General features: G+C 33.3%; 19 protein-coding genes and 1 pseudogene. 10 read left to right on the forward strand and 10 right to left on the reverse strand.

Annotation, left to right across the window (positions count from 1 at the left end; all coding sequences use genetic code 11):
* Window positions 1–111: 111 nt before the first annotated feature.
* Entirely contained in the window at window positions 112–372 is a 261-nt protein-coding gene (locus tag AB8525_RS10015) for a hypothetical protein (protein ID WP_369177730.1), read from the forward strand.
* 13 nt (window positions 373–385) lie between these two features.
* On the opposite strand, the gene AB8525_RS10020 is transcribed toward AB8525_RS10015, so the two are convergent.
* Entirely contained in the window at window positions 386–781 is a 396-nt protein-coding gene (locus AB8525_RS10020) for an HIT family protein (protein WP_369177732.1), read from the reverse strand.
* A 10-nt stretch (window positions 782–791) separates the two neighbouring features.
* Between AB8525_RS10020 and AB8525_RS10025 the strand changes: the two genes are divergently transcribed.
* A complete protein-coding gene (locus AB8525_RS10025) occupies window positions 792–1,067 on the forward strand; it encodes a hypothetical protein (protein WP_369177734.1) in 276 nt (91 codons plus the stop codon).
* Window positions 1,068–1,237: 170 nt separating this feature from the next.
* Here AB8525_RS10025 and AB8525_RS10030 read toward each other — a convergent pair whose 3' ends face one another.
* A complete protein-coding gene (locus AB8525_RS10030) occupies window positions 1,238–1,549 on the reverse strand; it encodes a hypothetical protein (RefSeq protein WP_369177736.1) in 312 nt (103 codons plus the stop codon).
* Between the two features lie 135 nt (window positions 1,550–1,684).
* Between AB8525_RS10030 and AB8525_RS10035 the strand changes: the two genes are divergently transcribed.
* From AB8525_RS10035 to AB8525_RS10050, 4 genes are all read left to right on the forward strand, one after another.
* Window positions 1,685–2,869: an IS3 family transposase gene (locus AB8525_RS10035; RefSeq protein WP_369150786.1), complete on the forward strand. Its 1,185-nt coding sequence runs from the start codon at window positions 1,685–1,687 to the stop codon at window positions 2,867–2,869.
* A 343-nt stretch (window positions 2,870–3,212) separates the two neighbouring features.
* A complete protein-coding gene (locus AB8525_RS10040; protein ID WP_369177737.1) occupies window positions 3,213–3,449 on the forward strand; it encodes a hypothetical protein in 237 nt (78 codons plus the stop codon).
* A 15-nt stretch (window positions 3,450–3,464) separates the two neighbouring features.
* Window positions 3,465–3,716, forward strand: a complete 252-nt coding sequence (locus tag AB8525_RS10045) for a hypothetical protein (protein ID WP_369177739.1) — start codon at window positions 3,465–3,467, stop codon at window positions 3,714–3,716.
* Window positions 3,717–3,806: 90 nt separating this feature from the next.
* Window positions 3,807–3,944: a hypothetical protein gene (locus AB8525_RS10050; RefSeq protein ID WP_369177741.1), complete on the forward strand. Its 138-nt coding sequence runs from the start codon at window positions 3,807–3,809 to the stop codon at window positions 3,942–3,944.
* 485 nt (window positions 3,945–4,429) lie between these two features.
* On the opposite strand, the gene AB8525_RS10055 is transcribed toward AB8525_RS10050, so the two are convergent.
* From AB8525_RS10055 to AB8525_RS10070, 4 genes and pseudogenes are all read right to left on the reverse strand, one after another.
* The gene (locus AB8525_RS10055) at window positions 4,430–4,909 is read right to left on the reverse strand and encodes a tyrosine-type recombinase/integrase (protein WP_369177743.1); all 480 of its coding nucleotides are present in this window, start codon (window positions 4,907–4,909) and stop codon (window positions 4,430–4,432) included.
* A 2-nt stretch (window positions 4,910–4,911) separates the two neighbouring features.
* On the reverse strand, window positions 4,912–5,295 hold the full coding sequence (locus tag AB8525_RS10060) for a hypothetical protein (protein WP_369177745.1): 384 nt from the start codon (window positions 5,293–5,295) through the stop codon (window positions 4,912–4,914).
* A gap of 51 nt (window positions 5,296–5,346) precedes the next feature.
* The gene (locus tag AB8525_RS10065; RefSeq protein ID WP_369177747.1) at window positions 5,347–5,592 is read right to left on the reverse strand and encodes a helix-turn-helix domain-containing protein; all 246 of its coding nucleotides are present in this window, start codon (window positions 5,590–5,592) and stop codon (window positions 5,347–5,349) included.
* A gap of 364 nt (window positions 5,593–5,956) precedes the next feature.
* Window positions 5,957–6,187, reverse strand: a pseudogene (locus tag AB8525_RS10070) (integrase core domain-containing protein); the annotation flags it as partial.
* Between the two features lie 155 nt (window positions 6,188–6,342).
* On the opposite strand from AB8525_RS10070, the gene AB8525_RS10075 reads away from it, so the two are divergent.
* Window positions 6,343–7,527, forward strand: coding sequence for an IS3 family transposase (locus AB8525_RS10075; protein WP_369150786.1), 1,185 nt, complete (start codon window positions 6,343–6,345; stop codon window positions 7,525–7,527).
* Between the two features lie 132 nt (window positions 7,528–7,659).
* On the opposite strand, the gene AB8525_RS10080 is transcribed toward AB8525_RS10075, so the two are convergent.
* From AB8525_RS10080 to AB8525_RS10090, 3 genes are read right to left on the reverse strand one after another with little or no spacing between them, the layout of a single operon-like run.
* A complete protein-coding gene (locus AB8525_RS10080; protein ID WP_369177748.1) occupies window positions 7,660–8,334 on the reverse strand; it encodes a transposase in 675 nt (224 codons plus the stop codon).
* Window positions 8,316–8,465 carry a hypothetical protein gene (locus tag AB8525_RS10085; protein ID WP_369150050.1) on the reverse strand — a complete coding sequence of 50 codons (150 nt, stop codon included), beginning with the start codon at window positions 8,463–8,465 and terminating at the stop codon, window positions 8,316–8,318. Before AB8525_RS10085 ends, AB8525_RS10080 begins: the two co-directional genes overlap by 19 nt.
* 2 nt (window positions 8,466–8,467) lie before the next feature.
* Complete coding sequence (locus tag AB8525_RS10090; RefSeq protein ID WP_369177750.1) at window positions 8,468–8,833, reverse strand: transposase; 366 nt, start codon at window positions 8,831–8,833, stop codon at window positions 8,468–8,470.
* A gap of 194 nt (window positions 8,834–9,027) precedes the next feature.
* On the opposite strand from AB8525_RS10090, the gene AB8525_RS10095 reads away from it, so the two are divergent.
* Genes AB8525_RS10095 through AB8525_RS10105 form a run of 3 tightly spaced genes read left to right on the forward strand, consistent with a single transcriptional unit; the run spans window position 9,028 to window position 9,846 of the window.
* Window positions 9,028–9,183 carry a hypothetical protein gene (locus AB8525_RS10095; RefSeq protein WP_369177752.1) on the forward strand — a complete coding sequence of 52 codons (156 nt, stop codon included), beginning with the start codon at window positions 9,028–9,030 and terminating at the stop codon, window positions 9,181–9,183.
* A gap of 26 nt (window positions 9,184–9,209) precedes the next feature.
* On the forward strand, window positions 9,210–9,374 hold the full coding sequence (locus AB8525_RS10100; RefSeq protein WP_369151638.1) for a hypothetical protein: 165 nt from the start codon (window positions 9,210–9,212) through the stop codon (window positions 9,372–9,374).
* Between the two features lie 4 nt (window positions 9,375–9,378).
* Entirely contained in the window at window positions 9,379–9,846 is a 468-nt protein-coding gene (locus tag AB8525_RS10105) for a toxin-activating lysine-acyltransferase (RefSeq protein WP_369151640.1), read from the forward strand.
* A gap of 40 nt (window positions 9,847–9,886) precedes the next feature.
* Here AB8525_RS10105 and AB8525_RS10110 read toward each other — a convergent pair whose 3' ends face one another.
* Window positions 9,887–10,093, reverse strand: a complete 207-nt coding sequence (locus tag AB8525_RS10110) for a hypothetical protein (protein ID WP_369151642.1) — start codon at window positions 10,091–10,093, stop codon at window positions 9,887–9,889.
* Between the last annotated feature and the right edge of the window lie 92 nt (window positions 10,094–10,185).

Below are 10,185 nucleotides of genomic sequence, written 5' to 3' on the forward strand. Positions count from 1 at the left end.
CACCTATAAAAACAAAAACCCGCCTTATTAAAGCGGGTTTTTTTATGGAAAAATATCAACCAAAAATTTAAAAATTTAAAAACTTGAACTTAGAGAGACCTTTGCATAAATATGAATAATCATCAAAACGCCATCTTTCATCAAATTACAAACTTTTTAAAAACACCCTTAGCCCTGCTAGGAGTGGATTTAAAAAATTTCCAATTTAATAAAATCTGTCATTTTGCTAATCATCCCTATTTATGCAAAGGTCTCTCTGAGTATTTTGCAACAATCTGCGGTTTAATGGTTTGGCACACACCACAATTTTCACCGCCAAATAATACCAATAACGCATTTTGTTCTTGCTTGAGTCTGTCTAATTGTGCTTGATTTTCAATCTGAATCATAACTGTTCTTTAAGTTGATTGAAGAAAGTTTCAAAATCGAGTAACTCTAATTTTGCGTCTCTTTGCTTCTCACCCCACATTGGCTCAGGGAAATAACTGTCCAACTCAAATCGTGCCATCACATGCCAATGCACCTGTGGCAACATATTGCCAAAAGATGCAATATTGATTTTGTCTGCATTAAAATAATTCAGCATTAATTTTTCAGCAATATCAATCACCCGAAAAAATTCCGTTTTTTCCTCAAGCGTGCATTCACTAAATTCTTTCACCTTGTGCTTAGCAAAAACTTTTACCCACGGGATTTCACTGGGTTCAATTTCTACGGTAATTAAATTATTTTCATAAATCATGAGACCTTTGTATAAATAGGGGTGATTAGCAAAATCCAATTTTTGTTCAATGGGTGAAAAGTGGATTTTTGATGATTATTCATATTTATACAAAGGTCTCACTGAATTATTGCAAGAAACTCTTGCAACTAGAAAAACAAGAAAGGCTGAAAATTCACAACGAGCATTGAAGTATTTTTGCGAACAAATAAAAAAAGCGAATATACAAACATCTTCTCCGAGCCAAAAGACAGTAAACAGTTTATTATTAGTTGCGTTCTTTGCAACTAGTGATAATCTGTTGGATGTCGTGCCAACGGCTTTGGCTTTAAAATATCAAAGTTGATGCAAAGCATCGTCTTTACCTTGCGGGTAGCATACTTTTTATAGAGTCACATAAAAATTCATTCGATGGGGTACATTTTTTTTAAAAATATTTTCAGTGACTCATAGACAACTTAAAACAAAGCCTATATTTTCGATTTAAGGGCTCATTATGTGTGTTGGCTTATCGTGCTATTGGTTATTCAAAAATTCTAAATTAAAAGCACTCTGATTGTGTTTAATGCGTAACGCTTGCTTCAATACTTCCTTGAAGTATTGCGTGCCTTTCTCAATAAAAACCCTATCATTTTCAAAATAATCTGTCATTATGTCACTTTCATTTTTTGAATTTAGAACTTCAGGTAAGTGCCCATAATCTTTACCAGTAATTATAACGCCTATTTTACTATCATGCCTACATGTGCCATGTAAGCTTGGGCTGTAATTACATTTATAATTTTTGCCATCTACTTTGATTGAATGTTTTAAAAATTTAATTTCCATTTTCTTACACTCCTTTCTGATTATTTAGCAAATCAATTGCGGCTAATATTATAAAACCCCAACAATTTCAGACAACAATCTAAACTTTCTTATTTCAAACCCGTTAAACTAAACAAAAAAAATCGGAGTAAAAAAATGAGTAAAAAACGAACCAAATACACCTCAGCATTTAAAACAAAATTAGTGCTTGAGTTATTACAAAATGAAAGCACCTTGGTGCAGATTGCTAGCAAGCATAACATCCTTCCACAAAACCTACAAAACTGGAAGAAAACCTTCCTTGCTAATGCTGAAATTGCCATGGAGCCATCCAAGGCGGTTAAAGAATACAAAGAAGAGCTTGTTAAATCACAAAAACAAAATGAGCGCTTAACAGCTCTGGTAGGCAAGGTAACCGTAGAGAAGGAATGGTTAGCAAAAAAGCTAAAAAGCTTGGGCTTATCTAATCTTAAACAATTAGTTGACTTCAAGCCGTCTTCAACATCTGCAACACAACCTTTATCAATTAATCAACAATGCCAACTGTTGAGCATTAACAGGAGTGGCTTATATTACACACCGCGTACCAATGTGCGTAAAGATAAAATTAAATCTCATATCACCAAGGTGTTTGAACAAATACCTATTTACGGTGAGAAAAAAGTGCATCAACAACTACTTGAAGACGGTTACAAGGTAAGTTTAAACACAGTGGCTCGTTATCGCCAAGCGTTGGGGTTAAAAGCGGTGTTAGCGGTTAAACAGGTTAATACAGCCATACCAATCAAAGCACATAAAAAATACAGTTATAAGCTTCGAGGTCTTGGTATTAACCACGCTAATCAAGTTTGGAGTACAGACATCACCTACATTAAGATTGCGGGAGGTATGGTGTATATGGCTGCTATTATTGATTGGCATTCCAAGGCTGTTTTATCACACAGAATATCCAACACAATGGATTCACAGTTAGTGATGAGTGTACTCAACGATGCTTTAGAAAAATACCCGCACCCAGAGATATTTAATACCGATCAAGGCAGTCAATACACCAGTGAGGTGCACACCAAGCGACTCAAAAAACTGGGTATTACTATCTCAATGGACGGCAAAGGCAGAGCCACAGATAATATCTGCATTGAACGCTTCTGGAGAAGTGCTAAATGTGAAAGGATTTATTTAAACGAATACCAAACTATCAGTGAGTTAACCACGGATGTAGATGATTATATTGAGTTTTATAATCACCAAAGATTCCATGAAACATTGAAATATAAAAAACCAATGGATGTGTATCAAGAAAGTATAAAATTGAATCAGAAAAAGAAGAGGGCTTCTTAGGGTTTGCTATATAAGAAAATTTAGAAAGTTGTTTGAGGTTTTGGGGTAATGTATATGTCGTAAATATCATAATCTAAATCAATAAAAATTCTAATCAAAGAAATCATTTCTTTGCCAGTATTAATGTTTTTTCATATCAATCATTTTTTTTATATATTTTTTGAGTTTTGTCTTCCATTTTTTAATTTCTCCGTAAAGTTTATAAACTAACCAAGGCTTTCAACCTATAAAAACTATTATACGCTACTATATAATAAAATCAAGCATTATTTTAATAAAAAGTTTGCTTATTATTATATAGTAGCGTATAATATTTATTAACTTAATCAACAAAGAAAAGTGTATGAATAATAAATTTAAAATAAAGGATTTTGGGGATAGCAGGGTTTGCGATTCAATTAAATCTTTACAAGAGACATTAAAAGCAGACTACGATAATAAATCTGTTTCTATTCATGTGACTAAGTCAAATGAAATGATAAGAGTTTACTATGTTGATGTTAAAAATGGAGAGGTTTACAACTCCTATAAAGACAACATGTTATTTAATTTTAATAATATTTTAAACTTGGAAAAATAATAATGGAGAGAGAGAATGGGTAAAGAAACAGGAGACAAACCAAAATCAACCAATTCAATGAGTCAACATTCAAAAGAATTGAGACGCCGAACATCGAAGGAATGGACAAAGCAAAATATAATAAGTAAAGCAATAAAAATTAACAAAAACAACCCTAAAGATATGGATTTGTATGCTCGCTTTGAATCTATTGATGCATCTTCAAACAAAGAAAGGTTGAGAATTTTAGTTGATTATTATTTTGCAAATAATGAAAATAATGCTTGACAAATAGGCGATTACCGCCTACTGTGCGAGATAAGATGAATATTCATAAGCCAAAAAGCCAATTAAGTTTTGCTGAGAAATACTTGGCAAATGTTCTGCTTTATTCGACAAACAACAAACAGGATTCACCATGAAGTTGCTGCCTCTAAAGTGGCTGCATTTAAGGCTGGCAAACAACTTAAAGAAACAATCGCATTGGGCGGCACTTTGCTACTCTTATCATTGTAATAAATGTGTGGGTAGAGCCACTTATGGATTACTTGTTACTGGTATCATATTAGCAAAAATGCTAACAGTGTAATAATATAAAATGGATTTTGACGAATTAATTCTAAAAGGTGCATTCAACCCATAAGTGCAACATTTCTATTTAAAAAATGGGAATTATATACCTAAATCCGCAAAGTTAAGGCGATGGTTATAGATAGAACAAATAAAGAGACTTTACAGGGTAAAATACACAACAATATTCAAGCAAAAAGCACAGTTATTACTGATGACTTTAGAGGGTATTTAGGTATATAATTCCCTAAAAAATAGTCTTTGCCAGTTAACTCGGCAAAGACCTTAAATGGGGTATTCCAGCCCAAGTACCTTCTAGATCTATTATTCATTAAATCTATTACCCATGAGTTGCTACCACTAAATTTTTTAAAATGCGTCTCATCGAATGAACTTTTATGTGACTTGCCTAGACGACTTAAAAATTCAAATCACCGTAAGATTGATTGTATTTTTCTTAAATCGTCAATATTTATCTCAACATATTCTAATGTAGTTTTAATATCAGAATGACCCAATAACCGCTGCAAAGATTTTAGATTGCAACCACTATTTGCTATTTGAGTGGTCATGGTGTGCCTAAATCTGTGAGATGATACCAACACACCAATCTTGTTAGACCACTTAACAAACAATCTTGACACATGTTCTTCAGTCATCTGGTCGCCTTTATATTTTTTTATAAATTCTGTAATATTAAACACTTGACCCTGAATACTTGCTCTTGAGTGCTTCTTTAAAATAATAAAGTGATCAACTAGATTTTGGTTGATTGGTATTATGTTGGCACTACCATTTTTTGAAAACTTGGCGTTCAAATATAATTTTTTATCGTCAATATCAATATCGCACCACTTAATGCCAATCAGTTGCCTGCGTCTAATGCCAGTAAATTTAAAAACATCAATCATTGCTAAATAAAACCAAGCGTGCTGAGAATAGTATTTATCATTAAAACCAACTTTTCAATAGTGATATTACTAATAATTTTATTTTTTGATACTGTGTTTTTTAGCATTGGAAAAGACTTAAACACATTACTCTCAAGATGTCCAAGACTGACTGCAACATTAAATAAAGATTTTAAATGTCTATGGTAATTATTGCAATTGCCAGCACTTGATCGTTCTAAAATTTTATTACGCCATTGGATGCACTCATTGCGAGTAATAAATATATTGTCCACTCCAGCGTCAACAATAAACATTTTGACAATTGAATGATATTTGGCAACTGTTCTTGGCGATAATGTTGGTTTTTCTTCTTGATATAAATCAAATAATTTCGTTAATTTCATTTTTGAATTCCTTTTTATTGGTAAAAGGAATAGCATAAACAAAAGAACTGGCTATTTAAAAAAAACCTGTTTCGGTAGTGTTTTAGAGTCTAAATCAAAAATATAGCAAGTGTATTGAGGAAATTTTTTTAATATTTTAGCAAGATTTTGTGCGGATGGACCAGAGCGACCGCCCCTGTAATCGTAAACCGCATCAATTGAAACTCCTGTTTCTTTATTCATTTCAGAAGGCTTCAAATCTTCGTTCAATAGAATATTGTTAAATTTTTTTTTAAAATTGCTTGCAAAAATATCCATTTGTTCGTATAATCTCCCATAGGTTACATAAATAAAGCTAAAGAGCAATGGACTGTTAATCCATTTGTCGCTGGTTCGAGCCCAGCTCGAGGAGCCAAATTCATAAACTATTATTAAAAAATGTTTTTAATTTTAGTTTATATCTTTGCTTTTTTCATACAAATTTTTAATTAATTTAAGAATTTTATGATGAAAATAAGCAAAAAATCAATACTAAAAAAGACTTGTAATTCTGTTGCAGGTCTTTTTTTGTCTGCTAAAAAAAGGAAAGTTACGCTTTAAGGTGGTGCTATGACAAAAAGAGCATCGATTCCGACCACAATAAGACCTGTAATGGCTCAACAAACTTGGACACATTTTAATTTTAAGCCACTTTTTCCAATTCAGCCACCTTCTGAGCGGGTGTTAAATACCCAATCGCTGAATGAATCCTTTTGCAATTGTAAAAGTAGATATAACTTTCTACATTTTGCACGACTTCATAATGATTTGCAAAACTTTGATAGTTTAATCGTTCAGTCTTGAGGCTTCTAAAAAAGCGCTCCATGACTGCATTGTCCCAACAGTTAGCTCTACGGCTCATACTTTGAGAGACCTTTGCGTAATTCATAATTTATTATCTTGATTTTCATTTTTATCATTTTTCAAAAATATTGTCTAAAATTATAAAACCCCAACAATTTCAGACAACAATCTAAACTTTCTTATTTCAAACCCGTTAAACTAAACAAAAAAAATCGGAGTAAAAAAATGAGTAAAAAACGAACCAAATACACCTCAGCATTTAAAACAAAATTAGTGCTTGAGTTATTACAAAATGAAAGCACCTTGGTGCAGATTGCTAGCAAGCATAACATCCTTCCACAAAACCTACAAAACTGGAAGAAAACCTTCCTTGCTAATGCTGAAATTGCCATGGAGCCATCCAAGGCGGTTAAAGAATACAAAGAAGAGCTTGTTAAATCACAAAAACAAAATGAGCGCTTAACAGCTCTGGTAGGCAAGGTAACCGTAGAGAAGGAATGGTTAGCAAAAAAGCTAAAAAGCTTGGGCTTATCTAATCTTAAACAATTAGTTGACTTCAAGCCGTCTTCAACATCTGCAACACAACCTTTATCAATTAATCAACAATGCCAACTGTTGAGCATTAACAGGAGTGGCTTATATTACACACCGCGTACCAATGTGCGTAAAGATAAAATTAAATCTCATATCACCAAGGTGTTTGAACAAATACCTATTTACGGTGAGAAAAAAGTGCATCAACAACTACTTGAAGACGGTTACAAGGTAAGTTTAAACACAGTGGCTCGTTATCGCCAAGCGTTGGGGTTAAAAGCGGTGTTAGCGGTTAAACAGGTTAATACAGCCATACCAATCAAAGCACATAAAAAATACAGTTATAAGCTTCGAGGTCTTGGTATTAACCACGCTAATCAAGTTTGGAGTACAGACATCACCTACATTAAGATTGCGGGAGGTATGGTGTATATGGCTGCTATTATTGATTGGCATTCCAAGGCTGTTTTATCACACAGAATATCCAACACAATGGATTCACAGTTAGTGATGAGCGTACTCAACGATGCTTTAGAAAAATACCCGCACCCAGAGATATTTAATACCGATCAAGGCAGTCAATACACCAGTGAGGTGCACACCAAGCGACTCAAAAAACTGGGTATTACTATCTCAATGGACGGCAAAGGCAGAGCCACAGATAATATCTGCATTGAACGCTTCTGGAGAAGTGCTAAATGTGAAAGGATTTATTTAAACGAATACCAAACTATCAGTGAGTTAACCACGGATGTAGATGATTATATTGAGTTTTATAATCACCAAAGATTCCATGAAACATTGAAATATAAAAAACCAATGGATGTGTATCAAGAAAGTATAAAATTGAATCAGAAAAAGAAGAGGGCTTCTTAGGGTTTGCTATATAAGAAAATTTAGAAAGTTGTTTGAGGTTTTGGGGTAATGTAAATTTCTTATAATTTTCCAATAAAAATCTAAAAACACCCTGTTTTCTTGGCTTTTTCTTCTATTTTAACTTTTTGCCACTCATTGGACACAATAATCCCTAAGCGTTTTTAACCGTTGCATTTCTTTAAAAATATTCATCCCAGTTTTAAGATTATGGCTCATGGCAATAAGCTGTGCTTTGGCTTTATTGCGTTCTAACCCAAGGTATCTTGCCTTGCCTAATCCGTGGTGAAGTTTTAACAGTCCAAAGGTTCGTTCAACAATATAGCGAATGGATGAGCGTTGTTTGTTGTCTTGTTTTTGTTGTTTGGTTAAAGGCTTGTTTCTGTAGGCTCTGTGCAGTATTTTGTTATTGTGTTTACCGAGTCTTTCATCGTTCTTTTTATTGGCATAAGCACTATCAGCAAAAACTTGACCATGAGCCTTGTTGAGTAACTTATCCATTTCTTGACTGTCATGGACATTGCCAGGGGTGTAGGTCATTCTTTTAACAAAGCCATCTTCATCAGTATTGGCGTGCATTTTAAAGCCATAGGTGGTTTTGCGTTTGCCATCGGCTGCGGTCTTCACATTATAGCCAGCTTCTGAGTCTTGGGTATTGTTGCTATCTTTGCCCTTGCGCTTACGCGATTGTTTGGCTTCTATGACGGTGGCATCAATGATGTTAATTGAACCTAGCGTTACAATAATTGAGTTTTGCTCTAAGTGATTGTTGATTTGTTCTAGTAATGGCTCTAATAGAGACCTTTGCATAAATAGGGATGATTAGCAAAATGACAGATTTTATTAAATTGGAAATTTTTTAAATCCACTCCTAGCAGGGCTAAGGGTGTTTTTAAAAAGTTTGTAATTTGATGAAAGATGGCGTTTTGATGATTATTCATATTTATGCAAAGGTCTCTAATAGTTGCTCCGTATTAAGCAGTTGTCTAAAACGCCATATGCTTGAATGGTCTGCTACATTCTCAGATAGGGATAAATCAATAAAGCGTCTGAACATTAAGTCTCTGGCAATTTGTTTCTCTAGGGCTTCATCGCTGAGGTCATACCAAGCTTGAAGAGTGAGAATCTTGAACATCATCAATGGCGGGTAACTGGGCGCACCTCGCTTGGATGAATACAAATTTGAAAGTGTTTGCTCTATCTCATTCCAGTTAATGATGTTGTGAACATCATCAAGTTCTGATAGGGATTTATGCTCAACGACAAGAGAATCTGCGAATGAGTTTTGTTGAGTGTTTTTCCAGGACATTTTAGTATTTTTATGGTTGATTTAGAGGGTGTTTATTTTACCAGTTTGATGTGTTTTTAGTTGATTTATGCAAAGGTCTCTCTAAAAAAGACCTGTAATTACATTGTAGATCTTTTTTATCTGCTGAAATTAACACAAAGCAATTTTTTTGATAAATTTAGAATAGAGTCGCTTAAAGAGACCTTTGCATAAATATGAATAATCATCAAAACGCCATCTTTCATCAAATTACAAACTTTTTAAAAACACCCTTAGCCCTGCTAGGAGTGGATTTAAAAAATTTCCAATTTAATAAAATCTGTCATTTTGCTAATTATCCCTATTTATGCAAAGGTCTCTTAAAATATTAATTATAATACGAGACCTTTGCATAAATATGAATAATCATCAAAACGCCATCTTTCATCAAATTACAAACTTTTTAAAAACACCCTTAGCCCTGCTAGGAGTGGATTTAAAAAATTTCCAATTTAATAAAATCTGTCATTTTGCTAATCATCCCTATTTATGCAAAGGTCTCAATACCTACAAAAAATTATAAATTGATGGCGTTTGAAAAAATAAATGAAAAAACCTATATGGAAACCCTTGGTAATGCTTTTTGGTTAGCGAGGCAATCAAAGTTACATTGTGAGCATTATAGCATCTGTGGTTTTTTTAGTCGTGTTTCAGAGGGTGTTTTACTGGGTCAATATAAGTTAATTCGTAATAGTAATGATATGCCTTTGGCATTTGCCGTATGGGCAAAAGTTAATAACGAAACTTTGGATAAATTATTACACAGCGATCATAAAATAACTGCTAACGAATGGAACAATGGGGATAATATATTTTTTCTGGAGTTTATTTGTCCGTTCAAGCATATTTTTCAATTTAATAGAGAGGTTAGGGAGGTAGTGCCAAATAAAGCTAAAATGTACGCTTTAAGGGTTAAGGTTGTTAAGGATGAAAATAATATGTATATAGCACATAGACGAACAATGGCACTTGTTAATAATCTTTATAAGTCATAATTTTTTAAACAAACCGAAGTTTTTGCATTATTTGCATCAGTTAGGCGTATATTGCCCCAATAAATTCAAACAACAATCTAAACTCCTTTATTTCAAATAAACTGAGACCTTTGCATAAATAGGGATGATTAGCAAAATGACAGATTTTATTAAATTGGAAATTTTTTAAATCCACTCCTAGCAGGGCTAAGGGTGTTTTTAAAAAGTTTGTAATTTGATGAAAGATGGCGTTTTGATGATTATTCATATTTATGCAAAGGTCTCAAACTAAAAAATGAGTATTAATACGCCACAGAATTTAAACACTGTTGTATGTTACCGTTAAGAACTAGGCTTAAA

The organism is Candidatus Thiodubiliella endoseptemdiera (genome assembly GCF_964212635.1).
GTDB classification, from domain to species: Bacteria; Pseudomonadota; Gammaproteobacteria; order PS1; family Pseudothioglobaceae; genus Thiodubiliella; species Thiodubiliella endoseptemdiera.

Excerpts from the sequence above, each read along its gene's own strand:
- AB8525_RS10015 (WP_369177730.1), top strand. The coding sequence starts at position 112 with ATGAATAATCATCAAAACGCCATCTTTCATCAAATTACAAACTTTTTA.
- AB8525_RS10025 (WP_369177734.1), top strand. The coding sequence starts at position 792 with ATGGGTGAAAAGTGGATTTTTGATGATTATTCATATTTATACAAAGGT.
- AB8525_RS10030 (WP_369177736.1), bottom strand. The coding sequence starts at position 1,549 with ATGGAAATTAAATTTTTAAAACATTCAATCAAAGTAGATGGCAAAAAT.
- AB8525_RS10035 (WP_369150786.1), top strand. The coding sequence starts at position 1,685 with ATGAGTAAAAAACGAACCAAATACACCTCAGCATTTAAAACAAAATTA.
- AB8525_RS10040 (WP_369177737.1), top strand. The coding sequence starts at position 3,213 with ATGAATAATAAATTTAAAATAAAGGATTTTGGGGATAGCAGGGTTTGC.
- AB8525_RS10045 (WP_369177739.1), top strand. The coding sequence starts at position 3,465 with ATGGGTAAAGAAACAGGAGACAAACCAAAATCAACCAATTCAATGAGT.
- AB8525_RS10050 (WP_369177741.1), top strand. The coding sequence starts at position 3,807 with ATGTTCTGCTTTATTCGACAAACAACAAACAGGATTCACCATGAAGTT.
- AB8525_RS10055 (WP_369177743.1), bottom strand. The coding sequence starts at position 4,909 with ATGATTGATGTTTTTAAATTTACTGGCATTAGACGCAGGCAACTGATT.
- AB8525_RS10060 (WP_369177745.1), bottom strand. The coding sequence starts at position 5,295 with ATGAAATTAACGAAATTATTTGATTTATATCAAGAAGAAAAACCAACA.
- AB8525_RS10065 (WP_369177747.1), bottom strand. The coding sequence starts at position 5,592 with ATGGATATTTTTGCAAGCAATTTTAAAAAAAAATTTAACAATATTCTA.
- AB8525_RS10075 (WP_369150786.1), top strand. The coding sequence starts at position 6,343 with ATGAGTAAAAAACGAACCAAATACACCTCAGCATTTAAAACAAAATTA.
- AB8525_RS10080 (WP_369177748.1), bottom strand. The coding sequence starts at position 8,334 with ATGCAAAGGTCTCTATTAGAGCCATTACTAGAACAAATCAACAATCAC.
- AB8525_RS10085 (WP_369150050.1), bottom strand. The coding sequence starts at position 8,465 with ATGAATAATCATCAAAACGCCATCTTTCATCAAATTACAAACTTTTTA.
- AB8525_RS10090 (WP_369177750.1), bottom strand. The coding sequence starts at position 8,833 with ATGTCCTGGAAAAACACTCAACAAAACTCATTCGCAGATTCTCTTGTC.
- AB8525_RS10095 (WP_369177752.1), top strand. The coding sequence starts at position 9,028 with ATGAATAATCATCAAAACGCCATCTTTCATCAAATTACAAACTTTTTA.
- AB8525_RS10100 (WP_369151638.1), top strand. The coding sequence starts at position 9,210 with ATGAATAATCATCAAAACGCCATCTTTCATCAAATTACAAACTTTTTA.
- AB8525_RS10105 (WP_369151640.1), top strand. The coding sequence starts at position 9,379 with ATGGCGTTTGAAAAAATAAATGAAAAAACCTATATGGAAACCCTTGGT.
- AB8525_RS10110 (WP_369151642.1), bottom strand. The coding sequence starts at position 10,093 with ATGAATAATCATCAAAACGCCATCTTTCATCAAATTACAAACTTTTTA.